The organism is Alphaproteobacteria bacterium (assembly GCA_039980135.1).
Taxonomy (GTDB): Bacteria; Pseudomonadota; Alphaproteobacteria; order UBA6615; family UBA6615; genus UBA8079.
The window spans coordinates 214,075-240,652 of record JBDXCV010000009.1 but is presented as its reverse complement, the minus strand read 5'-3'; the positions used below and the strand labels follow the sequence as shown (position 1 = coordinate 240,652).

Genomic DNA, 26,578 nt, shown 5'->3' with positions numbered 1-26,578 from the left:
TTAAGGCCGCTGGATGTCCTTGGGGGTTCGTTACATGCCGATCATGCCCGATAGCTGGATTCGCCAGATGTCTCGCGACAACGGCATGATCGAGCCTTTCGTCGATGAGCAGACCCGCGAAGGGGTCATTTCCTACGGCCTGTCGTCCTACGGCTACGACGCGCGGGTGTCGGGTGAGTTCAAGATTTTCACCAACGTCCATTCGGTCACGGTCGATCCGAAGAATTTCAACGAGGAAAGCTTCGTGGACCGGGAGACCGATGTCTGCGTCATCCCGCCGAACTCCTTCGCGCTGGCCCGCACGGTCGAGTATTTCCGCATCCCGCGCGACACCCTCGTGATCTGCCTTGGCAAGTCCACCTATGCGCGCTGCGGCATCATCGTGAATGTGACCCCGCTGGAGCCCGAGTGGGAGGGTCACGTGACCCTGGAGTTTTCCAACACCACGCCGCTGCCTGCGAAGATCTACGCCAACGAGGGCGCGTGCCAGTTCCTGTTCCTCAAGGGCGAGGGCGAACCGGAAATCTCCTATGCCGACCGCAAGGGCAAGTACATGCATCAGCGCGGCATCACGGTGCCCAAACTCTGATGATGGCGGGCCGAAGCTCACTCGACGACACGCAATTGCCGCATTCGCCGGCTATCAGACGCGCCTCACGCAACCACAGCCGGTAACGGGATTTCATGGACAAGATCAGGATCCGGGGTGGCAACACGCTGAACGGCGTCATTCGGATCGGCGGTGCGAAGAACGCCGCCCTGCCGTTAATGGCCGCGAGCCTGCTGACCGACGAGGCCCTGGTGCTGTCGAACGTGCCTCATCTGGCCGACATCACCACCATGGCGAACCTGCTCGGCCAGCACGGCGTGCTGGTATCCCTCGAAGGCCAGGCGGGAAATGGCGGCCATGTGGGCCGGGTCATGTCCCTGACCGCCGGCCGGATCACCAGCACCACCGCGCCGTATGACCTGGTGCGCCGGATGCGCGCATCCGTGCTCGTTCTCGGTCCGATTGTGGCGCGCGAGGGTGTGGCGACCGTCTCCCTGCCGGGCGGCTGCGCCATCGGCACCCGGCCCGTCGACATTCATCTGTCGGGGCTGGAGGCGCTGGGCGCCGAGATCGAGGTCGAGGCCGGTTACATTCGTGCGCGCGCACCGAACGGCCTGCGCGGCGCGCGCTATGTCTTCCCCAAGGTCTCGGTGGGTGCGACGGAAAATCTTCTCCTCGCCGCGTCGCTGGCGACCGGGGAGACCATATTCGAGAATGCCGCGCGCGAACCGGAGATCACCGACCTGTGCGAATGTCTGATCGCCATGGGCGCAAGGATCGACGGGGTCGGGACCGCAACACTGACGGTGCAGGGCGTCGACCGGCTGCACGGGGCCGAGCATGCGATCATGCCCGACCGGATCGAGGCGGGTACCTACGCCATGGCCGCCGCGATCACCGGCGGCACGGTTGAACTCGAGGGTGCGCGGCTCGACCATATCGAGGCGGCGGCGGCCCAGCTGCGCAAGACCGGCACGACCATCGAGACCCGCAACGGCGGCATCTTTGTCAGCCGCGCGAACACCGAATTGCTGGGCGTCGATGTCGAGACCGACCCGTATCCCGGATTTCCGACCGATCTGCAGGCGCAGTTCCTGGCACTGATGGCGACGGCGAAGGGCGCCTCGGTCATCACCGAGACGATCTTCGAGAACCGCTTCATGCATGTGCCCGAGCTGCAGCGCATGGGTGCGGACGTGACCATCCAGGGCAATACGGCGGTGGTGCGCGGGGTCGATCGGCTCAACGGGGCGCCGGTGATGGCGTCGGATTTGCGGGCCAGCGCATCGCTGGTACTCGCGGGTCTCGTCGCCGACGGCGTGACCGAGGTGCGGCGAATCTATCATCTCGATCGCGGCTATGAGCGGCTGGAGGAAAAGCTCCGCCTCGTCGGCGCCGATGTCGAGCGGGTCGAGGACAGCTGATGTCTGCCGATGCACCCCTGCTGAAGCTCGCCGCCACGGACGAAAAGGACCTGGCGGTTGTCTCCGGGGCGCTGCAGGACGCGATCGTGCCTATTGGTGACATTGCATTTCAGCCCGAAGACAGGCGTTTCCTGTTCGTCGCCAACCGGTTCCGCTGGGAGGCTGACGATGCATCCCGGGCGGGTGAAAAGGCCGAACGTATCAACGCGGGCGTGACGTTCTCGAACGTGACTGACGTCAAGCGCCGGGGCATCGATTTCGCCGCCCGCGGTGCCTTTTTGAATCTCCTCGCGATCGCGTGTGAGCCCGACAGCGTGGGCGAAGGGACCAGCGTGCAATTGACCTTCTCCGGAGATACGGCTATTCGGCTGCAAACAACCGGACTTCTCTGCCATCTGGAGGATTTCGGCGAAGCTTGGCCGACCCAGTGGCGGCCCGAGCACGCGGACAAATAGCGGCCGCCGGACGGCGCGAGGTGCCAGCCTCCGGTGACCGGCGGCACTGGATGCGGTCCATGGAAGGTGTGACGTGGCGACAAAGACCGAGAAACTGATCCTTGCCCTGCCGAAAGGCCGAATTCTGGGCGAAGTGATGCCGTTGCTCACCCATGTGGGCATCGAGCCCGAGCCTGCGTTTCATGACCCCAAGTCGCGCCTGCTGCGGTTCGAGACCTCGGTACCGAATGTCGACATCATTCGTGTGCGGGCGTTCGACGTGGCCACCTTCGTGGCTTTCGGCGCGGCGCATTTCGGCGTCGCGGGCAGCGATGTGATCATGGAGTTCGACTATCCCGAACTCTATGCGCCGATCGATCTCGGCATCGGCACGTGCCGCCTGGCCGTGGCCGCGCCGCAATCCGTCGTCGCGGTGGATGACCCCGCGCGGTGGAGCCATGTGCGCGTCGCCACCAAATATCCCAACATGACCCAGAAATATTTTGCCCGACGTGGCGTGCAGGCCGAATGCATCAAGCTGAACGGCGCGATCGAGTTGGCCCCGGCGCTCGGCCTGTGTCGACGGATCGTGGATCTGGTCTCGACCGGCTCCACCCTGAAGGCCAACGGCCTGGTGGAGATCGAGACAATCGCGGAAATCAGTTCGCGGCTCGTGGTCAATCGCGCGGCCCTGAAGACCCGCGCGACGGAAATGACGGGCTGGATCGACCGGTTCCGGGATGCGGCCCAGGAAGCCCGAGATGTCGCGTAGGCTCGATGCCGCGCACGCAGATTTCGCCACGTTGTTCGCAGCGCTGCTGGCCGAACGGCGCGAGGCCGGTGTCGATGTGCGCAGTGATGTCGAGGCCATCGTCGCCCGGGTCAAGGCGGAAGGCGATGGCGCACTGCTGGCCCTCACGGAAAAACACGACCGTCTGAGCCTCACCGCTGATGACCTGCAAGTCACGGCGGACGAGATTACCGCTGCGCGCGGGGCGTGCGATGTCGACGCGCTCGCGGCGCTCGAGACGGCGCATGCGCGTATCGTCGCCTATCATGAAAACCAGCGCCCCGATGCGTTCGACTATGTCGATGATCTGGGAGTTCGGCTCGTCAGCCGCTGGCGCCCGGTCGCGGCGGCGGGGCTTTATGTGCCCGGTGGCACCGCGGCCTATCCATCGTCCGTTCTCATGAACGCGGTCCCGGCCCGCGTCGCGGGCGTGGATCGGATCGTCATGGTGGTGCCGTCGCCCGATGGCGTCCTGAACCCGCTGGTGCTTGCGGCCGCGGGTATCGCCGGTGTCGATGAAATCTATCGGGTCGGCGGCGCCCAGGCCGTGGCGGCCCTGGCCTACGGGACCGAAACCGTTGCGCCTGTCGACAAGATCGTCGGCCCCGGCAACGCCTATGTGGCCGAAGCCAAGCGCCAGGTCTTCGGTGTGGTGGGGATCGACATGATCGCCGGGCCGTCTGAGATACTTGTCGTTGCCGAGGCGTCCGCGAACCCGGCCTGGATCGCCGCCGATCTCCTGAGCCAGGCCGAGCATGACCGGAGCGCCCAGTCCGTCCTGATGACCGATGATGCGGCTTTCGCCGACGCGGTGGAGGCCGAGGTTTTCCGCCAGATTCCCGCGCTGCCACGCCACGAGATCGCGGGCGACAGCTGGGAGAAATTCGGCGCGGTGATCGTGCTGGATGACCTGGACGACGCCTTGCCACTGATCGACCGTATGGCGCCCGAACATCTCGAGTTGATCGGCCCGCGCAGCGAGGCGTTCGCGCCGGAAATCCGCAATGCCGGATCGATCTTCCTCGGCGCCTACGCACCCGAAGTTCTGGGGGATTACCTGGCCGGGCCGAACCATGTGCTGCCGACGGCGCGCACGGCGCGATTCTCGTCCGGCCTCGGGGTGCTCGATTTCATGAAGCGCAGCTCGATGTTTTCGGCCAACGAGGAGAGTTTCCGCGCCCTTGCCGGGCCGGCCATAACGCTCGCCCGCGCCGAGGGGCTCGAGGCCCATGCGCGCGCGGTTGAGGTGCGGCTCGCGGGCGATCCGACACCCCGTTCGGACGATGGCTGAGACGGCGCCGGATCTGCGATGAGCGACACCGGACACAGGATCGCGCGGGTCGAAATCGATAATCCCGGCGTCGTGCGTTACCATCCCGATGTGGAGCGCGAGATCGAGGTCGCGATCTACGACCTGGTCGAGGCCAACCTGTTTGCACCTGACGCGGCCCATTTCGGCGCCGTGCCCGACGGCCCCTACGTGTTGATCCTGCGCGCCCAGGGCCGCCAGCTTCAATTCGATATCGCGAGCGAAACCGGTGCAGCGGTCGGAACGATGCCGTTGCCCATGACCCCGTTCCGCAAGATCATCAAGGACTATTTTACCGTCTGTGAGAGCTACTATGAGGCGATCCGTGCCTCGTCCCCGGCCCAGATCGAGGCGCTCGATATGGGCCGCCGCGGCCTCCACAATGAGGGCTCGGACCGGCTGCGGGAGATGCTGGACGGCCGCATCACGATTGACCACGACACGTCGCGGCGGCTTTTTACGCTGATCTGCGCGCTGCATATACGGGCCTGACCATGACCGACGGCCTGCCAGGCAGCATCCTGTTTGCGTGCAACCGCAACACCATTCGCTCGGCGATGGCCGAGGCGATAATGAAACATCTGGTCGGACATCGCGTCTATGTCGACAGCGCCGGTGTGCAGTTGACCGACGAACAGGCCGATCCGTTCGCGATCGCCGCGATGCGGGAGATCGATATGGACATGTCGGCGCATCGGGCCAAAAGCTTCGATGATCTGTCTGACGATTCGGTCGATCTGATCATTGCCCTGACGCCGCAGGCCCAGCTGCGCGCGGTTGAATTTACTCAGACGATCGCGTGCGACGTGGAGTATTGGCCCCTGATGGACCCGGGGGATGTCACGGGTCCGCGTGAGGTTCAGCTCGAGGCCTATCGAGAGCTGCGCGACACGCTTTTCGAGAAGATCAAGGCGCGGTTTCCCGACCCCGACCGGACCATTTGAGGCATTCGTGTGCGCAGACCGCCCGAAAACGCTTGAATTGGCGGTGGTTTTCGGGTTGCTTGCCCCATCCCGTGCAACTGCGGGCCGATATCAACAACGTGATGATGGGTATGGCAAAAGAAGACCTGCTCGAATTTTCCGGTACCGTGACCGAAATCCTGCCCAACGCGATGTTCCGCGTTGAGCTCGACAACGGCCATGAAGTCCTGGCGCACACCGCCGGTAAAATGCGCAAGCACCGTATCCGCGTTCTCGCCGGTGACAAGGTGAACGTGGAGATGACGCCCTATGACCTGACCAAGGGGCGCATCACGTTCCGCTTCAAGTAAGCGCGTGATTATTCCCGGCCCGCCGAATATGTCGGCGGGAGTCCGGCCACCTAAAATGTTCCAAGACCCTGGGGGCACGCCGTGAGCCAGCGCCTTATCCTGGCATCCGCCTCGCCGCGTCGACGCGACCTGCTGGTGCAGATCGGTATTGTCCCGGATGCGGTCGTGCCCGCCGAGATCGACGAGATGCCGCGCGCTGGCGAGCTTCCGCTCGCCACCGCCAAGCGCCTGGCCGCCCTGAAGGGCGACGCGGTCGCCCGACAGGAACCCGGTACCTTCGTGCTGGCCGCCGACACGGTCGTCGCGGTCGGTCGCCGGCAGCTCGGCAAGCCGGCCGGCGCGGCCGAGGCGCGGGCATTTCTCGAGATGCTTTCGGGACGGCGCCACCGGGTGCATGGCGGGATTTCCGTGATCGCACCAGATGGCCGCCGTTCGGATCGCGTCTCGACCACGATCGTCCGGTTCAAGCGCCTGGCCGACGCCGACATCGCGGCCTACCTCGCCACCGATGAGTGGCAGGGCAAGGCCGGGGGTTATGCGATCCAGGGAAGCGCCGGCGCATTCGTGCCGACGATCAACGGCTCCTACACCAACATTGTCGGCCTCGATCTAGCGCTGACGAAGTCCATGCTCATCGGGCTGGGCTGGAAAGCAACCATGTGAGCAAATTCTCGACGACCATCATCATCGACAGCGGCCCGGGCGAAGTGCGCGGCGCGCTGGTTCGCGGCGGTGCGACCTGGGATGTCGTCCACCATCGCGACGCGGAGCCCAGCCTGATCGGCGCGGTCTATCGTGGCCGGGTCCGCAAGGTCGATCATGGGCTGAACGGCGCCTTCGTCGATATCGGGCAGGGCGCGGCGGCCTATTTGCGCGCACGCAACGCATCCGACCCCGCCGACAAGGCCCCGCGCAACGCGCGGATCGGCGAGCGGGTGAACGAAGGCATGCAGGTCGATGTCCGGGTGGTGGCGGACGGGTTTGCCGACAAGGGGCCGCGCATCGCCCGGGTCAGCCCGAACCCGATGTTCACGGACAGGACCGCGCCCGATTGCCTCGAATCGCCACCTACGGCAGTGGCACTGATCCTTGAGCGTTTCGCCAATCGCGATACGGAACAGGTCATCTGCGGCGATGCCGCGCTCGAGAATGCCGCGCGCGCCTGGGCGGCCGAGAATCTCCCCGACCTCGCCGGGATCATCACGCGCGGATCGGGTGATCTGTTCGCCAAGCATGACATCGAGGACGCGATTGAGGCGGCGCTGTCGCGGCGCATCCGGATCGCCGGCGGCGCCGAACTGGTATTCGACACGACCGAGGCGATGTGCGTGATCGACATCAATTCCGCGGCGGCGGTCGGCAAGTCCGGCCGCGCGTCGCGCGACGTGAACCAGAAGGCGATGCCAGAGATCGCCCGGCAGCTGCGCCTGCGTAACATCGCCGGCGCGATCGTCATCGACGCCTTGAAGATGGGCGCCCGCGACGATCGCAACCGGGTCCTGGGCGCATTGCGCAACGCGCTGAAGGATGATCCGGGCGCGTGCCATGTGCTGGGGATTACCAATCTGGGATTGATCGAGATGACCCGCACGCGCACCGGCCTGTCGCTGGCCGATCGCATGCTTACACCGGCGCCCGCGCCGGAGCTTTCGGTCGACGCGGTGGCCTATGCCGGTTTGCGGGCCGTCGTGCGCGCGGCGGCGGCAAAACCGTCGGGCGGGTACCGTTTGCTGGTCGCGCAACCCGTGGCCGATGCGCTCGGTCGCCGGCTCAAGGGCGCCTGCGATCAGGCTGCCCGGACCGTCGGACGGCTGGACGTGGTGGCCGAGGCCGACCGTGCGAATGACCGATTCGAGGTCATGCTAGGGTCCGCCTGAAACTCGAACCCGCATCCGCATATATTTCGACAAGAAACTCTTCTCCCCGCGATGGCCAAAACCTGTCCGATCTGTTCCAAGGAAGTCGATGAGAAGCATCGGCCGTTCTGTTCCCAGCGCTGCGCCAATGTCGATCTGTCGCGTTGGCTGGGGGGCAATTACCGCATCCCGACCGACGAAGCGCCGACCGTCTATGAAGGCGGGCTGAACGATGGTGAGGAAGATCAGGGGTGAGCGCTGGACAGGCCGGGTGAATTTACGTATATCCGCGCCTTCCAACTGACCGTGTGCCCAGGTAGCTCAGTTGGTAGAGCACGCGACTGAAAATCGCGGTGTCGGTGGTTCGAATCCGCCCCTGGGCACCACTACTCCACATTCCGGAACTCAGAGACAGGCGGCGTTCGGGACGCGGTGTTTGCCTATCCGCGTTTGAACAGGACGTTCACCGTCCCGTCGCGGGGCGTGAACGGTTCGCCGCGGCGTAGGTCGATGGCGTGGAATCCGTGTTCAGCCAAGTGGGCGATCAGGTCGGCGCCGGAGTAGCCGAATTGCGCGAACGCGCTCTCGCTGTATTCGACCAGCAGTTCTATGTCGGGGCTGCGGGCAAGGGTCTCGTCGGCACCGCGCAGTGCGAATAGCTCGAACCCCTCAATATCGATCTTCATGAAGCGCACGGGGCGCGGGTCGCCGGCCAGGACTGAATCGATGGTGACCACGGCGATGCCCGATGATCCGCCATCCGTGTTTTCCCCGCGTGTTTCCATGCGCGCGGTCGAGAGATTCCCCTCGACCTGCATGGCGGCGACCGCGTTCGTCTCGCCGCATGCGGAAGGCTCGATCACGACGTTGTCGAGATTGTTCAGGCCGATGTTGCGCTTGAGGATGGCGATGTTTGCCGGCACCGGCTCGAAGGCGAAGACCTTGCCGTCCGGCCCGACCAGAGTGCCGAACAGGGCGGCAAAGAAACCGATGTTTGCGCCGACATCCACGGCCATGTCGCCGGGTTGGAGACACGTGCGCGCATAGGCGGCCTCCTTCTTGTTGAATCCCTTGCCGAGCAACGGCGCGCTGGTGGAGCGGGGGTCGAGATAGAGCTGGAACCCGCCCATATCGACCGGGCGGCGCATGAGCACCCAGCGCCCGAGTGCCGCCATGCCGGTCACGGCCGCCAGTCCGCGCACGGTCGCGGCGACAAACGGGACCCGGCCGATACCTTCGCCTGCGAGGATTGACTGATAGGTCTTGAACGCACGTTTGATCATGGATGGAAACTACACCGATTCCTGCCCATGGTGTGTTTGACGCCGATCCCTCGGCATGCTTCCGTTCGGGGTGCAATCAATCCGAGGAGAGAAGCATTGTCCGTCGCCCGCCATCCGCGCCCGCCCGAACTCGTCGATACCTCGCTCGAGGAGATCATGGAAACCTACGTCGCGCGCTACCGCGACCGGGTGCCGGACTGGGAAGCCTTCGAGGACGCCAAGATCGAGGGCTACCGCCGCGCTCAGCACCGCTTCATCGGGGCCGGCGGCTCGGGCAAGCATGACGACGACAACGCGATCCCGGCGCGCGCGCACACGCTCTCGATCATGTACGTGAATCCGGGCCAGGGGAACGCGGCCCACACCCATGAGGTGGAGGAGACATTCTTCGTGCTCAAAGGCCTGCTCGATGTGTTCGTCGAGGACGAGGACGGGCGTCGGCTGGAGACGCGACTGGGGCCGTGGGAGTGCATCACCTGCCCGCCGGGCGTGATCCACGGCTATGACAACAACAGCCTGGAGCCGGTCTGGTTCCAGGTGATGCTCGGCCGGGGCCAGCCCGAGACGATGGGCTATGCCGACGAAAACCTTTACGCCAATCGCGACGGCCATTTGAAGAAAGACTAGTCGCGAACCACACAATTGGGAGACGCCATCATGGCCCGACGCATCATCGACCTGAGCCTCGACATCGAGGACAACATGCCGTCCCACAAACTGTTCCAGAGTCCGGTCTATCTCAAGGCGATGACCCATGAGAACACCAAGGCGCTTAACCTCGGCACGCCCGACGACCCAATCACCTTCCAGACCAACTTCATCTCGACCCTGGACCATGTGGGGACCCATGTGGACGCGTTGCGCCATTTCGATCCCGCCGGCGCTTCGATCGACGAGATGCCGATCGACCGGTTCTTCGGCAAGGGCGTGTGTTTCGACATGCGCCATGTCGGCGACCTGGGCGATATCGACGTTGTGGACATGGAAAAGGCCGAGGTGGAATCGGGCGTGACCATCGACGGGCACATAATTTTGCTCTGCACGGGCCTGCACAAACGCCACTACCCGGACCGCGAGGTCGTGTTGTCGAATGCGGGCATCACGGTCGCGGCCACCCAGTGGATGTATGATCGCGGTTCGCGCCTGCACGGGGTGGAAGGGCCGTCGACCGACAAGCCGTCCGACAGCCTGTTCGCCCAGCATCGCATCTGCCGGGAGCTCGGCATCAGCCATATGGAATGGCTGGTCAACCTGGAAGACCTGATCGGGCTGGGCGAGTTCGAGTTCTTCGGTGTGCCGCTCCGGTTCAAGGGTGGCTCCGGCTCGCCCATCCGCGCCTTCGCCATCGTCGACGAATAATACGAAGCACGGAAAGAGGCGCCGCCATGGCCCATGACTTTGACTATATGAGCGCCAGCGAGTTACGCCTGCGCATCGGCCGCAAGGACATCTCGCCGGTCGAGCTGGCCCGGCATAGCCTCGAACGTGCCGCGGCGGTGCAGGCGGACCTCAATCCGTTCTTCGTCATGTTCCCGGATGAAGCGCTCGACGCCGCGCAGGCCGCCGAGGACGCGGTCATGTCCGGCGGCACGCTCGGCGCGCTGCATGGCCTGCCCATGTCGGTGAAGGACCTGATCGCGGTCGGCGACGCACCCTTCGCGTATGGCTCCAAGGTGATGGCCGACAACATCGCCCCGGCCGATGCCCCGGCGGTCGAACGTGCCCGTGCGGCCGGCGCCATCGTGATCGGCAAGACCACGACCAGCGAGTTCGGCTGCAAGCCGGTGGGGGATTCGCCCCTGACCGGGATCACCCGAAACCCGTGGAACCGCGACAAGACGCCGGGCGGGTCGAGCGCCGGCGCCGGTGCGTCGATCGCCGCCGGGGTCACGCCATTTGGCCTGGGTACCGACGGCGGCGGGTCGATCCGCATCCCCTGTTCGCTGACCGGGCTTGCCGGCATCAAGGGCAGCTTCGCCCGGGTGCCGGTCTGGCCGACCACTGCGACCCCGACGCTGGCCCATGTCGGGCCGATGGCACGTAACATGCGCGATGCCGCGCTGCTGTTTTCGGCAATCGCAGGCTACGACGCGCGTGATCCGTTCGGCATCGCGGGTGATGTGCCCGATGTGATTGCTGCGTGCGAGCAGTCGGTCGAAGGCATGCGGATCGCCTGGAGCCCGACCCTGGGCTACGCCAAGCCCGACCCCGAGGTGGTCGAGATCGTGGAGGCGGCGGTTCGCAAGTTCGAAGATGCGGGCGCCCGTGTGGAACAGGTCGATGACGTGTTCACCGAAGACCCGGCGGACCTCTGGTCGGCGGAATTCTATGCCGGTGTCGGCATCAAGCTGCGCGCCGTGCTCGAGGACCAGCGCGACATGCTCGACCCGGCGGTGGCCGATATTCTGGAGCCGGCGCTCGGCCAGGAGATGCGCGACTACTACACCAAGGTGTTCGAGCGCTATGTCCTGCGCGACCGGATGACGGCGATGTTCGAGAAATATGACGCGCTGATCTCGCCGGTCCTGCCGGTCAGCTCCGTGGATGTCGGGGTCAACGTCCCGGCGGGTTACGAGGACCGCAATCTGGTGTCCTGGGTCTACTACACATATCCGTTCAATCTGACCGGCCAGCCGGCGGCATCGGTCTGCGCCGGGATCGCCAGCGACGGGATGCCGGTGGGGCTGCAGGTTGTGGGGCGTTATCTGGATGAGGCATCCGTCGTCCGCGCCGCCGCCTTTGTCGAGCGGATGCAACCGCCGGGCTACAATCTCAGCGGTTACGAATAGTGTGAAATTATGCGGCCGCCTGTTTCGGGATGCCGCCCATCGCCACGAAACGGTAGCGTTCGTCGAGGACGGGCGCCAGCGGCCGGCGCTTGCCCTCGGGCAGTGCGATCCAGACGCGCAACAGGTGGCGTTTCAACACCGGGTCGTCGTGATCTTCATACGCCTGGCGGGCGTGGAGGATGGTGTGGTTGTTGATGAACTGCATGTCGCCGGGCTGGAAATCCATCATCAGGCGAAGCTCTTCGCGGTTCGAAATTTCCTGGAATGCGTCCAGTGCCGCACGCTGGGCCTCGCTGAGAGCGAGATCGTCGCTGTAGCGTGATACGGATTCCATGAAGGACCGGTTGGTCACGCGCGACGCGAGCTTGCCGTTGCGCGCGCTGAGCATCGGGATGTCGTACCAGGGCTGTTCGCCATCGGGATGGTCGCCGCGCCAGTCCACATGAAAGGGTTCGTACATCACGTCCAGCAGTTCGGGGTGCTCCGCGAGCATGACATTGTGCACGGCGGGCGCGCTGACGAGGTAGCTGGTGCCGCCGGACCTGGCGCCGCGCAGGCAGAACAGGCCCAGCACATCGACCGGCAGCTGGTCACTGTGAAAGTCGAGGCGGTTCCTGGTCTGGTAGCCGCGTGCGTTCGGGTCGGCGAGGGTCTTGCCCTCATCGGTGACATGACCCAGCAGGTGCCCGCGCCCGTTCTGCGAAACCGGCGATCCGATATGTGCGCTCAGGCCCCAGTAAATCAGGCCGCATTCCTCGTCGGTATAGCGCTCGCGCGGGACGCCGCGGATCAGGATGACCCCGAGTCCGTTCGAGACGCGATCCATCAGCTCGTCAAGGCGCGCCTTGAAAGCGGGAATGGGAAAGGCGTCGGCCGGGAACGGGATGTGCTGGCCGCCTGATTTCACGGACTCCAGCGCGGCGTCGATCTCGTCCACTTCCATGTCGCTGAGGCGGTGTAGCCATCGGCTGTCGCCCTGGATGTCCGGGCCGACCCAAGCATCCGGTGTGGCGATATTATCGCGGATGATCTCGACCATCTTCGTCGTCCTCGCGCCGCCGTTGGGATCAATTGTAGTTGAAATCAGAATCTATCGGGAATATGCGCCGCGGTGCAAACCGGGTGCGCGAAATTCTCTTTCGTGAGAAAAATCTCTTTTTGCGAATTTGTCAGGACAAATGCTCTTGCCATTGCTTTGCCTCACTGCCATCGTTCGCCCTTCAAATATCCGTCCGTACAAGTGTGCGGTGCGGGCTAATTCGTGGCGTTAAGTCACATCACATAAAATTCCGATCTGGGAGGGATTTATGAAACTCGTAACAACCCTTATTGCTGCAGCCAGTGTGGTTGCGCTCAGCACTGCGGTGCAGGCCGAGGAATCCTATCGCATCGGCGGCGGCCCCGCCGGTGGTGGTTGGCATCCGTCGGTGAGCGCCGGCGCACAGCTGCTGAACGCCGAGCTTGGCGACAAGTACAAGTTCAACTATTCGCCGTCGAACGGTTCGGTCGATAACGTTCGCCGCACCGCCTACGGCAAGTTCGACACGGCCTGGGGTCATGTCGGTCAGGTCTACCAGGCCTGGAACGGTGAAGGTCTCTTCAAGGAAGACGGCAAGCTCCAGGATTTCCGCATCATCGCCAACGTGCGTAAGCAGACGCAGATCGTTGCCGTGCTCGCGGACAGCCCGATCAAGTCCTACGCGGACATGAAGGGCAAGATCGTGAACCTGCTGAACAAGGGTTCGGGCTCGAACGTCAACTGCCGCAACATCATGGAAGGCGCGGGCATCATCGGTGATGTCGATGTTCGCAACCTCGGCTTCTCCGACTCCGCGCGAGCACTCGGCGATCGTCAGATCGATGTGTATTGCTCGGCCGGTGCGCCGTTCACGATCCCGGCGCTGACGCAGCTGTCGATCACCAAGCCCGTGCGCTACGTCGGTTTGTCCGAAGCGGAGCAGGCCGCGGTCATCAAGACCAACCCGTTCTATGCGGCGGTCACCATTCCGGTGCAGCCTGACGTGAAGGGCATGGACGCGCCGGCGCGTTCGATCTCCTATGACGTCTACTGGATGGCCAACAAGTCGATGTCCGACGCGGCGATCTACGACATGCTGACGGTCGTTGCCGATCCGGCCAATCTCAAGAAGCTGGCAGCCGTTGCGGGTTACTGGAAGACGCTGAATGGCGACTTCTCGAACCTGAAGGCGCTCGGTATTCCGCTGCATCCGTCGGCGGAGAAGTACTGGAAAGAACGTGGCTTCGACACCGCGGGTGTTGAAGTCAAGGCTTTCTAGTCCGGGTCTTCAGCCAGACCAAAAGTTTGAATAAGTGCATCGAGGCGCGAAGAAGTTATCTTCTTCGCGCCTCGTCCGCATGAATAACAATTCGGGTACGTGCGTATTCGCGCATGGGGGGACGTAAGCTATGGCTATCACCACACTTTCGGTACTGACCAAGATCGGCATCATTGCCGACGAGATGACGCCGCCGCGCGGCTTGTCCGGCATCGTTCGGCCGATCTTCTCCGTGGTCGCGGTGGTCTACGCGTACTTCTTTATTCATATTTCCTTCTTCGGGCCGCCGGTCGAGGAAGTGTTCCGCGGCACCTTCGTGCTCGGAGTCGCCGTCATGTCGCTGCTGGCATTCAAGAACCGGCATCGTTCGTTCCGGGACAGGACGGTTTGGCTCGACGAAATGTTCGCGATCATCAACCTCGCGATGATCGCCGCCGCGATCGCCATCTGGATTCACTGGCAGGTCACGGACAGCCCGGCCCGCTGGATAAACTATTTCGACGACAATGTGCGGATGATCGGTTTCATCGGCGCCGCATTCGGTATCGCGCTTTATGTCTTCGAGGGCTACGGGGAGAAGCGTAGCGACGGGTTCACCATCTCCGATGTTCTGTACCTCATATGCATGATCCTCGCCGTTCTGTGGTGGGTCGAGAATGTGCAGGATCTGCGCATCGCAACCGGTCGGCCCATTCCGGCGCTGCTGTTTATCTATGCGATCATGATGGTGGCGGTCAGCTTCGAGATTGCGCGCCGCATTGTCGGGCCGCTGATCCCGCTGCTTGGTTTCCTGTTCTTCATCTACTCGTTCGAGGCGATAGGTCAGGCGATGCCGGGCCTCCTCAATCATCCGGGCTACCAGGCCGAAGAGGTGATGGACTTCCTGGTTGCCTCGACCGAGGGCATGTTCGGCCTCATCACAAATGTGTTCGCCACATTCATCGTGATTTTCGTCATTCTCGGTGCGTTTCTGGAGAAAACCGGTCTCGGCGCCGTGATCATCAACACCGCGTATCGGTTGACGGGCGCCAAGACCGGCGGGCCCGGTCTCGCCGCGGTGGTCAGCTCTGGCCTGTTCGGGATGATCTCGGGCAGCGGCGTGGCCAATGTCATGACCACGGGCACGCTGACCATTCCCCTGATGAAACGCGTTGGGTATCGGCCTGCCTTCGCGGGCGGTGTCGAGGCAGCCGCGTCCACGGGGGGCGCGTATATGCCGCCGATCATGGGCGCGGGCGCGTTCCTGCTCGCCGAGCTGACGGAAGTGCCTTATTTCGACATCGTGAAGATCGCCGTCATCCCGGCCATTCTCTACTATCTGTCGGTTGGTCTGATCGTCTATTTCCGCGCCAAGCATGACCGTTTGCACGGCGTGCCGGTCAGCGAGTTGCCGCGCTGGGACGATATTGTGCCGCGCCTGCATCTTCTGTTGCCCATTCCGGCGATGGTCTTCTTCCTGGTGATCGGCGATTCGCCGTTCCTCGCGGCGGCCAAGACGATCCTGCTGATCCTCATGCTCAAGCTGATTGATCTGCTGGTCTCGATACCGACGGTGAAATCGAAAACCTCCTGGAAGCCCTATCTGTTGATCTCGGTCACCGTGGGTGTCCTCGTATACTTCTTCGGCATGAAAATCGGTGCGCCCTTCAGCTGGTTCGTCGAGGACTATGTGGGCATCGGCTTCGGGGATGCCGCCTACTGGGTCGTCTTCACCTTCATCGTTCTGAAGCTCGGCGAGATCGTGATCTATGGACGCGACGAAGTGGCGGCGGCCGAACTGGCCAAGCAGCCGACGAACGAGAACATGATCGGCGTCTCGATGGACGAAAAGCCGATGACCGGGCTCCGGGATGTGCTGTTTGAACTGGTCCGCACCATTTGGGTTTCGCTCGAGGCCGGCGCGCGCAACACACTGGTCGTGAGCTGCATCGCGGGTGTGCTGGGCATTCTGTTGTCGGCGGCGACCAAGACCGATCTGCCGAGTACGATCGGCGGCGTACTGATCTCGGCGAGTGGCGGCATCCTGCCGATCACCATCGTTTTGATCATCTTTGCCGGCTACATCATCGGCATGGGGCTCCCGATTGTCGCCAGCTATGTCCTGCTGGCGATCTTCTCGGTTGGCGCGCTGGTTGAGCTGGGTGTGCCCAGCCTGGCCGCGCACATGATCAGCTACTGGGTCGCCGTCGTAAGTGCGGTCACGCCGCCGGTGGCCCTGGCGGCATTCGCGGCCAGCTCGATATCCCAGTCGGATCCGGTTGCGACGGGGAACCAGGCTTTCAAGATGGCCTCGACGATCCTGATCATGCCGTTCCTGTTCGTGTACACGCCGTTGTTGCTCGATGGCACGACCCTGGAAATCACCATCACGGCCGCTGCCTGTGTCTTCGGCGTGGTGGGCTGGGCGATTTTTCTGGAAGGGTTCGGGAGCGGTCGTCTGATCCGGCCGCTGGCGGGGCTGGTCTCGGCCTGTCTGTTGCTGCCGACCGGTGCGATTGTCTCGCTGATATTCGGTCTCGACAGCCCGTTGCTGCATGAACTCTACGCCGTCGGTGCCGTTCTGTCGGTCATCATGTTCGTGCTGCTGTGGCGTGACAAATCCTTCGCTACCGAGGGGTAAGGGTGCGCCGCGCGCCGGGCGGATATGCGTCGGCAGGCGTTGTGTCCCGCGCGCGGGCTGGCTACGATTCTTGACCGACAACAACTGCAAACGGACCCGGTAGAAGGGGCCGATGGAACATTGAGGGGAACGATGACATGGCGAAAATGACCGGTGCACAGGTGATGGCCGATATGCTCAAGGGCTACGGGGTCACGCATATTTTCCACGTCCCGGCCGTGCTGCGCACGTCCATGATGGAGATCGAGAAACGTACGGATATCAAGCGCCTGCACGTCCATTCCGAAGCCACGGCAGCCTATATGGCCGACGGATATGCCCGCGCCAGTGGGAAGCCCGGCGTCTGCATGGCCCAGGTGATCGGCGCGCTTAATCTCGCGGCCGGCCTGCGTGATGCCTGGCTGGCCAAGTCGCCGGTGATCGCAATGACGGGCGGACGGAACCCCAAGACAAAATTCAGAAACGTGTATCAGGAAGTCGACGACGTCCCTGCGTTTGAGCCGGTGACCAAGTTCAACGCCACCGTCGACGATGTTTCGCGCTTCCCCGACATGGTCCGGCAGGCGTTCCGCGTGGCGACCTCAGGGACGCCGGGGCCGGTGCATCTGCAGTTCCGCGGCAATGAGGGCCAGATGGATATGGAAGAGGCGGATATGGAGCCGCTGATCGAAGAGGCCTTCGCACAACTGCCGGCCTATCGCCCCGAACCTTCGGAAGACTCACTGCGTGCTGCCATGGCCGCGATCGAGGCCGCCGACCGCCCGGTGATCGTCGCCGGTGGCGGCGTGCGCGCGTCGGGGGCACAGGCGGACGTGGTCGCGCTGGCCGAACGCCTGAATATTCCCGTCGCGACCTCGCTCAATGGCAAGGACAGCATTCCGGCCAATCATCCACTTTCGGTGGGCGTCGTGGGCACCTATTCGCGCGAGAGTGCGAACATCATCGTCAACGAAGCCGATCTCGTCATCTATATCGGTTCGACCACGGGCGGCATGGTGACCCACTTCTGGGCCGTGCCGGAAATTGGCCGGAAGGTCGTGCATATCGACATCGAGCCGATGGAAATAGGCCGCAATTATCCTGTCGTTGCCGGGGTGCAGGGCGATGCGAAGGTTGCCTTGACCCGGATGCTGGCGATGACCAATGCGGAATCGGCCGGCCGGCGTGCCGGTTGGGCGGCGCGCGCCGCGGAGGCCGACCAGCAGTGGCGTGATAAGTATAACGACCTGCTGACATCCGACGCCGAACCGATGCGTCCCGAGCGCATGTGCAAGGAACTGTCGGAGCATCTGCCCAGCGACGCAATCGTCGTGGCCGACACGGGCCATACGGGCATGTGGATGGGCGGCATGCTCGATCTGAATTCGCCAAGCCAGAGCTACATGCGTTCGGCCGGTCATCTGGGCTGGGCGTTCCCCGCAGCGCTCGGCGCCAAATGTGGCGCACCCGAGCGTCCGGTCTTCTGTTTCACCGGCGATGCGGGATTCTGGTATCATATCGGCGATGTGGAGACGGCGGCTCGCTGGGGGATCAACACGGTCACGCTGGTCAACAACAACGCTTCGGGAAACCAGTCCAAGCGCGGTTTTGACACGGTTTACGGCGGCAACCAGACCGACGAGTCACGCAAGATGTGGCAGTTCACCGAAGTGAATTTCGCCCGGATCGCCGAGGAAATGGGTGCGGTCGGTATCCGTGTCGAGAAGCCGGGTGAGGTTGCGGGCGCACTGCAGCAGGCGTTCGAAGCCGCAAAAACGCGTCCGGTGATCCTCGATGTCACGAGCGACCTGGAGGCCATGGCGCCGGTCGCGGTGAGTTAACGCAGCCGGGTGCGCGATGGCGATCCTTCTCTACGATCTGGTGGGTCGAGACGACCGGCGGTTCAGTTCGAATTGCTGCAAGACCCGCTATGCGCTCGCCCATAAGGGCCTGGCGTGCGATACGGTGCCGACCCGTTTCTCCGATATATCCTCGATCGGCGATGGCTCGTTCCCGACGATCCCCGTGATCGAGGATGGCGCCACCCGTCTTGGTGACAGTTGGGAGATCGCCGCCTATCTCGAAGCAACCTATCCGGATGCACCTTCGCTATTCGGCGATGCGGCCGGGGTCGATTATGCGCGGTTCGTCGGCCACTGGAATGTGACCCGGATTCAGCCGTTGGTCATGACGATGGTCGTGCATGATATTTACGAGCATCTCGATCCGGCCGACCAGCCATATTTCTGGGAAAGCCGGGCAAAGCGCCTGGGCCGACCCATCGACCAGGTGCAGGCGGGGCGTGAGGACCGGCTGCCGGAGTTGCAGGCAAGGCTCGAGCCGCTGCGCCGGGTCGTTGCCGATCAGCCTTTCCTGGGTGGCGAGACGCCGGTCTATGCCGATTATCTGGCCATAGCACCGTTCATCTGGACACGAAAGGTGAGTCCGTTCGTCCTGTTGGACGACGACGATCCGGTTCATGCATGGGTGCACCGATGCCTCGATCTGTATGGCGGGCTGATGCGCCAGGACACGGATTACGATTGGTAGCGGCGCGACAGCGGGTACAGGGATAATCGGGCATGACGGATACAGCTTTCAAACTGGCGACAGTCCAGAACCGGAATGCGCCCTTCGTGATGATGGTGATCGGAGAACAGGGCTGGTCGCTGGACGAACTCTACAAGGCGTGGCGGCAGGGAAGGCGCGGTGGCGCGCTACTCGGGGTCAGCAGCATCCGGCATCTGCTCGATGAGTGGGAGATGAATTTCGAGGCGTTGTGCGAGATGGCGGCGTTTGCAGCCGCGGGGAATGCCGGCCCGGAAGTGGCGGTCGATCCGGCAGAGGTTCGTTATCTCCCGCCGATCCTGAACCCCGGCAAGATGATGTACGCGGCCGCGAACTATGGCGGGCACATCCGCGAGATGGTCGCGGCGGGCACCGCCAAAACCGATGAAGAGCGCGACAACATGCTCGATCGGGACAAAGCCCGGGTGCGGCCTTACTCTTTTCTGAAAGCCGCGAGTGCGCTCTCGGGCGCCTATGACGATATCGTCATCCCGCCGGACACCACCAAGGTCGACTGGGAAGTCGAGCTGGCGCTGGCGATGGGCCGGACGGGCAAGCGGATTCCGGCCGAGAAGGCGATGGATCACGTCGCCGGGTTCATGACCACCAACGATGTCTCGGCGCGCGACTGGAACATGCGTGACGACTGGCCGACCCTGCGGACGGACTGGTTCGGCGGCAAGAGCCATGACACGTTTGCGCCCATGGGGCCGTATTTTGTCCCGCGCGCCTTCGTGCCGGACTACCGGAGCCTGCGCCTGACCCTGAAGGTCAGCGGCGAGACAAAGCAGGACGGGATCACCGGCGACATGGTGTTTTCCGCCGAGGAGCAGATCGAGCATTGTTCGACCCTGATCACGCTGGATCCCGGCGATATTCTGTCAACCGGCACCCCGGAAGGGGTCGGGCACGGCGCCGGCACCTATCTGAAGGCGGGCGACATCGTGGAAACCGAGGTTGAAGGTCTGGGCGCCCAGCGCAACAATGTCGTCGCCGAAGTCGACGAGCAGTAACAGGAGGCCCGCCATGGCCAATGCCGAAATCGTAGATTTGTATCCGAGTGTCGAGAATCAGGTGTCGCCCGAGGAATGGGAAACGCGCGTCGATCTGGCCGCCTGTTACCGGCTCGCGGATCTCTATGACATGACCGATATGACCCGTACCCATATTTCGGCACGGGTGCCCGGCGAGGAAACCTTCCTGCTCAACCCCTACGGCCTGATGTTTAACGAGATCACGGCATCGAGCCTGATCAAGGTCGACCTGGACGGCAATGAGATCGAGAACAAAGGTCCGTACAAGATCAACAAGGCGGGTTTCACGATCCATTCTGCGGTTCACGAGGCACGGCCCGAGGTCGCGTGTGTGATGCACACCCATTCGGATGCCGGCCTGGCCCTGTCAGCCATGAAATGCGGGCTGTTGTTCATCACCCAGCACGCGATGCGCTTCTACAACCGGATCTCGTATCACGACTATGAAGGCCCGGCGCTCGATCTGGGCGAGCGCGCGCGGCTGATCGCCGATCTTGGCGACAATCTCGCCATGGTCCTGCGCAATCACGGGTTTCTCGCCGCCGGTGGGTCGATGTCCGAGGCATTCTCGGTGATGTTTTATCTGGAGAAATGCGCCAAGAGCCAGATCCAGGCGCTCTCGGCCGGCGGGCCCGACGCGCTGGTCTACCCGTCTGTCGAGGTTTGTGAGAAGTCGGCGCTGGCATACGAGAACGCGCTGCCGGTGGCCACACGTGACTGGGCGGGGCATCTGCGCCGGCTCGACGCGCTCGACCCGAGCTACCGGACCTAGGGCTTTCGCCACGGGCGCTCTGCTGTGTGACCGCGATGTGTGACCGCCGGGCCGCGGGACGTCCCGGCGGCGGAAAAGTTATCGACGCCACGCCCGCAGTCGCCTAAAACCCTCGGGTTTCCACCACACATTGATACCCAGATGCCTCGCAATCTCGGCTCCACATTGTTGCGGCTGTTTATCCTGTCCCTGATCATCGGGCTCGTCCTGTCGGCGTTCGATATCCGGCCGGAATCGCTGCTCGGTGCCGTGGGCGGGACGGTTGAGAGTATCTTCAATGTGATCGCGGACACTGTGGAATGGGCCGTGCCCTTCGTCCTGATCGGGGCTGTCGTGGTGATCCCGATCTGGGTGATTTTGACAGCGATCAGAATCGCACGGCGGCGGTAACAGAATTTCGAAAACCAGCTGGTTCGCGAGCGTGGGGAGGCGCGCAGCCAGGAATAAAAACCAGGGGTAAGCACAATGAGCAATGAAGACATTCAAAACCTGATCGAACAAATCTATACGGTGCTGGCGAGCTACGGGCTGAACGTGCTCGGTGCGTTGGCCATCATCGTCATCGGCTTCATCGCCGCCGGGTGGGCGCGCCGTTCACTGGAGCGTGCCCTGAGCCGCACCGGCCGCGTTGATGCGACGCTGGTCCGCTTCTTCGGCAGCATCGTCCGCTACGCAATCATCGCCTTCGTCATCATCGCCGCGCTGCAGCGCTTCGGGGTCGAGGCGACCAGCCTCGTGGCGGTCTTCGGTGCCGCGGGCCTGGCCATCGGTCTCGCCCTGCAGGGTACGCTCAGCAATGTCGCGGCTGGTGTGATGCTGCTGATGTTCCGGCCCTTCAAGATCGGTGATTTCATCACCGCCGGCGGCCAGACGGGCACGGTCAAGGAGGTCGGCCTGTTCACCACGGAAATGGCGACCGGCGACAATGTGAAGATCATCGTGCCGAACGGACAGATCTGGGGCACGGCAATCCAGAACTTCAGCGCCAACCCGACGCGGCGCGTGGATCTGATGATGGGCATCGACTATGGCGACAATATCGATACCGCCATGGCCACCATCAATCGGGTGATCGGCGAGGAAAGCCGCGCGCTCAAGGATCCTGAATCGGTCGTCGCCGTCGCCGAACTGGCCGACAGCTCGGTGAACATCGTCGTGCGTGTCTGGGTAAATGCCGCTGATTACTGGGGCGTTCGCTGGGACATCACCAAAAAGCTCAAGGAACAGCTCGAGGCGGACGGCATCTCGATCCCGTTCCCGCAGCAGGTGGTCCATCACGTCAACGCCGCCGAGTAGCGGTCAAACATGCGCGCGGCGGTCCTTTCAAAGGCGGGTCTCGACAATCTTTCGGTTGTCGACTTGCCGGACCCCGAACCGGGCCCGGGCGAGGTGCTCGTCCGGGTGCGGGCCGCGACGCTCAACTACCGCGACCTGCTGACGGTCGAGGGCGGCTACGGCTCGCGCCAGCGCACCGAGAACCTGATTCCTGTGTCCGACGGCGCGGGCGAGGTGGTCGCGGTCGGCGCCGGTGTCACGCGTTTTGCTGTCGGCGACCGGGTCGTGGCGAATTTCTTCCAGGAATGGCTGGCGGGCGAACCCGATGAGGCTGGCCTCCACTCCGGGCTGGGCGGGCAGATCGACGGCATGGCCTGCGAGCTGCGGGTGTTGCCGGCGTACGGCCTCTGCCACACGCCGTCGCACTTGTCGGATGCGGAGGCCGCCGCGCTGCCCTGTGCCGGATTGACGGCGTGGAGCGCGGTATTCGATCAGGGCGGCGTGAAACCCGGGGACCTGGTCCTCACACAAGGTTCGGGCGGGGTTTCGGCCTTCGCGCTGCTGTTCGCCAAGATGGCGGGCGCGGAGGTCATCGCGACTTCGTCGTCGGACGCGAAACTCGAACGCCTGCGATCGCTGGGCGCCGATCACCTGATCAACTATGTGGACACGCCCGAATGGGCGCGGCCGGCGCGCGAGATCTCCGGCGGGCGCGGGCTTGATCTGGTCGTCGAGGTCGGCGGTGCCGGCACGCTGGAGCAGTCGATCAAGGCGGTCCGTCTGGGCGGGGCGGTGATGCTGATCGGCGTGCTGTCGGGTGCCAATCATGAATTCCGGCTGCCGCTGGTGGTGACCCGCAAGATCCGCCTCGAAGGAGTTACCTGCGGCTCGCGCGAACAGTTCGAAGCGATGCTCCGGGCGATCGAACGGAACGGCCTCAAGCCGGCGCTGGACGAGCGGCGCTTCAGTCTCGACACGCTGCCCGCCGCGATGGCGCATCTGCGCGAGGGCCGCCATTTCGGCAAGGTCGTCGTCGAAATCTGAAAACCGTCCCCACGGACAGGGCATTTCGGGCCGAAAGCTGTTGCCTTCGACCACGTTTTCGCGAATGCTGATCCCCACTGAGAATCTAATTCCGGTGCAAACCTTCGTTTGCCGCGCGGAACGAATATCCTGAGGGGAATCATGAAAAAATACCTGATCGCTGCCGGTGCCTTGCTGTCCTTCTCGACGCCTGCCTTGGCGCATCATCCGCTCGGCGGCATGCCGATGGAGACTTTCGCCCATGGTGTCCTGTCGGGCATCGGTCACCCGATCCTCGGCTTTGACCATCTCTTCTTCATCGCGCTGGTCGGTATTGCGGCGCTCTATACCGGCCATCGCCTCGTCGCGCCGGCGACGTATATTGCAGCGATGCTGATCGGCACATTGGTGATGAGCCTGGGCCTGGCGCTACCGGCGGCGGAGATCGTCATCGGACTTTCCCTGCTCGTGTTGGGTGGGTTCGTGCTTTCCGGCCGGGCGCTCGGTATCGGCCCGGCGGTCGTGCTCTTCACGTTGTTCGGCCTGTTCCACGGTTCAGCCTTCGGCGGGTCGATCGCGGCGCAGGAGGCAGGCGTAAGCAATGCCGTGTTGATCGGTTACCTGATTGGTTTGGGTGCGACCCAGTATCTGGTCGCGCTGGCGGCCGGCTGGTTTGTCGGCACGGCGCTGAAGGCCACCGAGGCGAGCGCCGTTCAGGCGCGCATCGCGGGCGCGGTCGTGGCGGGGGTCGGCGTGTTCCTGACGCTCGAAAATGCCGAAGGCCTGGTCTTCTCGGCCATGGGCTGGGTCGTCTGAGCGAACGGCGCCGAACAACTGGAATTGAAGAGGGCGCGGGCGCAGGCCGGCGCCTTTTTCTGTTAGGGTTACGCGAGTTCAACCAAGCCAACGGTGATCCGGATGCGCCTGTATGAAGATTCACCCTTCCCGGTCCGCGCGGACCTGGAAGCCGCCCATCAGGCCCAGTTCGACCGGTTCGGCCAGCCCGGCACCTGGGGCAGCGGCGCCCAGCGGATCGCGGTGATCGCGGCCGCGCGCCAGGCGGGGGTCGACGCCGGCGTGCTCGAAGCACCCGAAGACGGTGGCACCACGAGTGACTTGGAACTGCCCAAGGTGGTGCAGGACATCATCGCCACGGTCGCGGTGCGACCCAAGGATGTGGATCTGGAATTCTACAATGCGGCGATCGGCAGCGGGCTGAGCGATGCCGAATACACCGAAATCGTCGGCCTGGTGTCCTTCATCACCGATCTCGATGTATTCGCGCGCGGCATTGGCGTCCCGCTGCGGCCCCTCCCGGCGCCCGAGCCCGGCGAACCGTCACGGGTGCGCCCGCCCGAGGCCGTGCAGGAGCAGGCCTTCGTGCCGACCATTCCCAACCCGCCCGAGGGCGGCGAGGTGGCCAAGGCGATGTACGGCCCGTTCAAGCCCTACATCATGCGGGCCATGAGCCTGGTGCCGGAAGAGTTCAACGACCATATCGCGCTCGAGCGCGCCCAGTATCTGCCGCTCGAGAAGATCATGGAGTTCGACTTCGACCATCATGAGGGGCTGACCCGGCCCCAGGTGGAGGTCGTCGCCGGGCGGGTGTCCGCGCTCAACGATTGCTTCTACTGAACCACCGGGCATGCCCGGTTCCTCCGTGAGAGTGGACAAGCAAGAAACCTGAATGTGAACCCGGAAGCGCTGGTGCGGCCGGAACTGGATATCGGTGTGCCCCATGGCGACCTGCTGCTGGCCTTCGCCGAGGCGATCATCGGCACCGACCGCGCAGCGCTGGATACGGCCCGCGCGGCGCTCGCCGCGGCACTCGGACCCGAAGCCATCGCCGGGGCGGCGGCCATCGCCGGTAATTTTACCAAGAACGATCGGGTCGCCAACGGCCTCGGCATTCCCGTGGACCCGCCCGTCCTCAAGGGCACCGAGGAGTTGCGCGAGCAACTCGGCCTCAACAACTACCGGTCGGCGGCGAACACCTTCCGGCACATGTAACGCCGGTGCAAACGGGTGCGGCCATGCCGGACGCACATGGGAGCCTTGCCATCTTCGTTTGCCACGGGGTGCAATCCTGTTCCCGGGTCTGGTACTGAATCAGGTATACATTCAACGATGGACGCCGTCGGCGGATGGCGAATGTTCGATGCGCCTGTATGAAGATTCACCCTTTCCGGTCCGCCCTCACCTCGAGGCGGCCCACCAGGCCCAGTTCGACCGGTTCGGCAAGCCCGGCACCTGGGGCAGCGGCGCGCAGCGCATCGCGGTGGTTTCCGCCGCGCGCCAGGCGGGGATCGATGCCGGCGTGCTCGAGGCGCCGGAGGATGGCGGCGCCGTCAGCGATTTCGAACTGCCGAGGGTCGTGCGCGACATTATCGCGACCGTAGCCGTGACCCCCAGGGTCGTGAACGAGGATTTCTACAAGGCGGCCATTGGTACCGGCCTGAGCGATGCGGAATATACCGAGATCATCGCGCTGGTGGCATTCATCACCAATCTCGATGTTTTCGCCCGCGGCCTCGGCGTGCCCCTGCGGCCCTTGCCTGCGCCCGAGCCCGGTGAGCCGTCGCGGGTTCGCCCCGCCGAGGCGAAACAGCAAGAGGCCTTCGTGCCGACAATTCCCAACCTGCCCGAGGGCGGTGAATTCGCCCGGGAACTCCTCGGTAAGTGGAGCCCCTTCATATTTCGCTGTCTGAGCCTCGTGCCCGACGAGTATCGCGCCAATCTGGAACTCGAAGGCGCGCAGTATGTGCCCGTCGACAGGCTGATGGAGTTCGATCTCCACTATCACGAGGGGCTGACGCGGCCCCAGACGGAGGTCGTCGCGGGGCGTGTGTCAGCGCTCAACGACTGCTTTTACTGAACGACCGGGCATGCAAGGAACCTCCGTGAGAGTGGCAAAGCGATAAACCTGAATGTGAACCCGGAAGCCCTCGTGCGGCCGGAACTGGACAGCGGCGTCCCCCATGGCAATCTGTTGCTGGCGTTTTCCGATCTGGTGCTGGGCACCGACCGCAAGGCGCTGGACGAGGTGCGCACCGAGCTTGCCGCAGCGCTCGGCCCTGTCGCCATCGCCGGCATCTCGGCCATCGCCGGGGATTTCACCAAGAACGACCGGATGGCCAATGCCCTCGGCATTCCCCTCGACATGCCGATGTTCAACGACACCGTGGAATTGCGCGAACAGCTCGGCATCAACGACTTCAGCACCGCGATCAACACGTTCCGGCACATGTAGGGTCGGCTTGTGTAGATTTGTGCCGAGATGCCCGGATCAAGTCCGGGCATGA

General features: G+C 63.7%; 28 protein-coding genes and 1 tRNA gene. 27 read left to right on the top strand and 2 right to left on the bottom strand.

The features are described 5' to 3' along the window. Positions 1-34 precede the first annotated feature (34 nt). The 12 genes from dcd to ABJ363_11570 all read left to right on the top strand — a co-directional run bounded on the left by dcd (position 35) and on the right by ABJ363_11570 (position 8,022). The gene (dcd, locus tag ABJ363_11625) at positions 35-589 is read left to right on the top strand and encodes a dCTP deaminase (GenBank protein ID MEP4379642.1); all 555 of its coding nucleotides are present in this window, start codon (positions 35-37) and stop codon (positions 587-589) included. Positions 590-684: 95 nt separating this feature from the next. Continuing rightward, entirely contained in the window at positions 685-1,974 is a 1,290-nt protein-coding gene (gene murA, locus ABJ363_11620) for a UDP-N-acetylglucosamine 1-carboxyvinyltransferase (GenBank protein MEP4379641.1), read from the top strand. Then, entirely contained in the window at positions 1,974-2,429 is a 456-nt protein-coding gene (locus ABJ363_11615) for a DUF2948 family protein (protein ID MEP4379640.1), read from the top strand. The genes murA and ABJ363_11615 overlap by 1 nt, the downstream gene beginning before the upstream one ends. Before the next feature lie 73 nt (positions 2,430-2,502). Further along, positions 2,503-3,180, top strand: a complete 678-nt coding sequence (hisG, locus tag ABJ363_11610; protein MEP4379639.1) for an ATP phosphoribosyltransferase — start codon at positions 2,503-2,505, stop codon at positions 3,178-3,180. Continuing rightward, positions 3,170-4,489, top strand: a complete 1,320-nt coding sequence (gene hisD / locus ABJ363_11605; protein ID MEP4379638.1) for a histidinol dehydrogenase — start codon at positions 3,170-3,172, stop codon at positions 4,487-4,489. The genes hisG and hisD overlap by 11 nt, the downstream gene beginning before the upstream one ends. An 18-nt stretch (positions 4,490-4,507) precedes the next feature. After that, positions 4,508-4,999: a UPF0262 family protein gene (locus tag ABJ363_11600; GenBank protein MEP4379637.1), complete on the top strand. Its 492-nt coding sequence runs from the start codon at positions 4,508-4,510 to the stop codon at positions 4,997-4,999. A gap of 2 nt (positions 5,000-5,001) precedes the next feature. Beyond that, the gene (locus ABJ363_11595; GenBank protein ID MEP4379636.1) at positions 5,002-5,451 is read left to right on the top strand and encodes a low molecular weight phosphatase family protein; all 450 of its coding nucleotides are present in this window, start codon (positions 5,002-5,004) and stop codon (positions 5,449-5,451) included. A 110-nt stretch (positions 5,452-5,561) separates the two neighbouring features. Further along, a complete protein-coding gene (gene infA / locus ABJ363_11590; protein ID MEP4379635.1) occupies positions 5,562-5,780 on the top strand; it encodes a translation initiation factor IF-1 in 219 nt (72 codons plus the stop codon). An 81-nt stretch (positions 5,781-5,861) separates the two neighbouring features. Next, positions 5,862-6,443 carry a Maf family protein gene (locus ABJ363_11585; GenBank protein MEP4379634.1) on the top strand — a complete coding sequence of 194 codons (582 nt, stop codon included), beginning with the start codon at positions 5,862-5,864 and terminating at the stop codon, positions 6,441-6,443. Beyond that, the gene (locus tag ABJ363_11580; protein ID MEP4379633.1) at positions 6,440-7,657 is read left to right on the top strand and encodes a ribonuclease E/G; all 1,218 of its coding nucleotides are present in this window, start codon (positions 6,440-6,442) and stop codon (positions 7,655-7,657) included. Before ABJ363_11585 ends, ABJ363_11580 begins: the two co-directional genes overlap by 4 nt. Positions 7,658-7,708: 51 nt before the next feature. Next, positions 7,709-7,891 (top strand): DNA gyrase inhibitor YacG, encoded by a 183-nt coding sequence (gene yacG / locus ABJ363_11575; protein ID MEP4379632.1) that lies wholly within the window; start codon positions 7,709-7,711, stop codon positions 7,889-7,891. A 55-nt stretch (positions 7,892-7,946) separates the two neighbouring features. Next, positions 7,947-8,022 (top strand) — tRNA-Phe (locus tag ABJ363_11570). Between the two features lie 54 nt (positions 8,023-8,076). Here ABJ363_11570 and ABJ363_11565 read toward each other — a convergent pair. Then, positions 8,077-8,919 (bottom strand): FkbM family methyltransferase, encoded by an 843-nt coding sequence (locus ABJ363_11565; protein ID MEP4379631.1) that lies wholly within the window; start codon positions 8,917-8,919, stop codon positions 8,077-8,079. A 96-nt stretch (positions 8,920-9,015) separates the two neighbouring features. On the opposite strand from ABJ363_11565, the gene ABJ363_11560 reads away from it, so the two are divergent. The 3 genes from ABJ363_11560 to ABJ363_11550 are packed head-to-tail and all read left to right on the top strand — an operon-like array spanning position 9,016 to position 11,708. After that, complete coding sequence (locus ABJ363_11560; GenBank protein ID MEP4379630.1) at positions 9,016-9,546, top strand: cupin domain-containing protein; 531 nt, start codon at positions 9,016-9,018, stop codon at positions 9,544-9,546. A gap of 30 nt (positions 9,547-9,576) precedes the next feature. Then, positions 9,577-10,278: a cyclase family protein gene (locus tag ABJ363_11555; GenBank protein ID MEP4379629.1), complete on the top strand. Its 702-nt coding sequence runs from the start codon at positions 9,577-9,579 to the stop codon at positions 10,276-10,278. A 26-nt stretch (positions 10,279-10,304) separates the two neighbouring features. Next, on the top strand, positions 10,305-11,708 hold the full coding sequence (locus ABJ363_11550; protein MEP4379628.1) for an amidase family protein: 1,404 nt from the start codon (positions 10,305-10,307) through the stop codon (positions 11,706-11,708). Positions 11,709-11,715: 7 nt separating this feature from the next. On the opposite strand, the gene ABJ363_11545 is transcribed toward ABJ363_11550, so the two are convergent. Continuing rightward, positions 11,716-12,747, bottom strand: coding sequence for a TauD/TfdA family dioxygenase (locus tag ABJ363_11545; GenBank protein ID MEP4379627.1), 1,032 nt, complete (start codon positions 12,745-12,747; stop codon positions 11,716-11,718). Between the two features lie 268 nt (positions 12,748-13,015). On the opposite strand from ABJ363_11545, the gene ABJ363_11540 reads away from it, so the two are divergent. The 12 genes from ABJ363_11540 to ABJ363_11485 all read left to right on the top strand — a co-directional run bounded on the left by ABJ363_11540 (position 13,016) and on the right by ABJ363_11485 (position 26,526). After that, positions 13,016-14,005: a TAXI family TRAP transporter solute-binding subunit gene (locus tag ABJ363_11540; protein ID MEP4379626.1), complete on the top strand. Its 990-nt coding sequence runs from the start codon at positions 13,016-13,018 to the stop codon at positions 14,003-14,005. A 130-nt stretch (positions 14,006-14,135) separates the two neighbouring features. Then, positions 14,136-16,625 (top strand): TRAP transporter fused permease subunit, encoded by a 2,490-nt coding sequence (locus ABJ363_11535; GenBank protein MEP4379625.1) that lies wholly within the window; start codon positions 14,136-14,138, stop codon positions 16,623-16,625. 137 nt (positions 16,626-16,762) lie between these two features. After that, positions 16,763-18,445 carry a thiamine pyrophosphate-binding protein gene (locus tag ABJ363_11530; protein ID MEP4379624.1) on the top strand — a complete coding sequence of 561 codons (1,683 nt, stop codon included), beginning with the start codon at positions 16,763-16,765 and terminating at the stop codon, positions 18,443-18,445. A gap of 16 nt (positions 18,446-18,461) precedes the next feature. Next, a complete protein-coding gene (locus tag ABJ363_11525) occupies positions 18,462-19,154 on the top strand; it encodes a glutathione S-transferase family protein (protein MEP4379623.1) in 693 nt (230 codons plus the stop codon). 32 nt (positions 19,155-19,186) lie between these two features. Continuing rightward, complete coding sequence (locus ABJ363_11520) at positions 19,187-20,185, top strand: fumarylacetoacetate hydrolase family protein (protein MEP4379622.1); 999 nt, start codon at positions 19,187-19,189, stop codon at positions 20,183-20,185. Between the two features lie 13 nt (positions 20,186-20,198). Beyond that, the gene (locus tag ABJ363_11515; GenBank protein MEP4379621.1) at positions 20,199-20,978 is read left to right on the top strand and encodes a class II aldolase/adducin family protein; all 780 of its coding nucleotides are present in this window, start codon (positions 20,199-20,201) and stop codon (positions 20,976-20,978) included. 141 nt (positions 20,979-21,119) lie between these two features. Continuing rightward, positions 21,120-21,368, top strand: a complete 249-nt coding sequence (locus tag ABJ363_11510) for a DUF6460 domain-containing protein (GenBank protein MEP4379620.1) — start codon at positions 21,120-21,122, stop codon at positions 21,366-21,368. A gap of 75 nt (positions 21,369-21,443) precedes the next feature. Next, positions 21,444-22,274, top strand: coding sequence for a mechanosensitive ion channel domain-containing protein (locus tag ABJ363_11505; protein MEP4379619.1), 831 nt, complete (start codon positions 21,444-21,446; stop codon positions 22,272-22,274). 9 nt (positions 22,275-22,283) lie between these two features. After that, entirely contained in the window at positions 22,284-23,297 is a 1,014-nt protein-coding gene (locus ABJ363_11500) for an NAD(P)-dependent alcohol dehydrogenase (GenBank protein ID MEP4379618.1), read from the top strand. Between the two features lie 141 nt (positions 23,298-23,438). Next, complete coding sequence (locus ABJ363_11495) at positions 23,439-24,092, top strand: HupE/UreJ family protein (protein MEP4379617.1); 654 nt, start codon at positions 23,439-23,441, stop codon at positions 24,090-24,092. A 102-nt stretch (positions 24,093-24,194) separates the two neighbouring features. Continuing rightward, the gene (locus ABJ363_11490) at positions 24,195-25,286 is read left to right on the top strand and encodes an alkylhydroperoxidase-related (seleno)protein (GenBank protein MEP4379616.1); all 1,092 of its coding nucleotides are present in this window, start codon (positions 24,195-24,197) and stop codon (positions 25,284-25,286) included. Positions 25,287-25,434: 148 nt separating this feature from the next. Further along, a complete protein-coding gene (locus tag ABJ363_11485) occupies positions 25,435-26,526 on the top strand; it encodes an alkylhydroperoxidase-related (seleno)protein (GenBank protein MEP4379615.1) in 1,092 nt (363 codons plus the stop codon). The last annotated feature ends 52 nt before the right edge of the window (positions 26,527-26,578 follow it).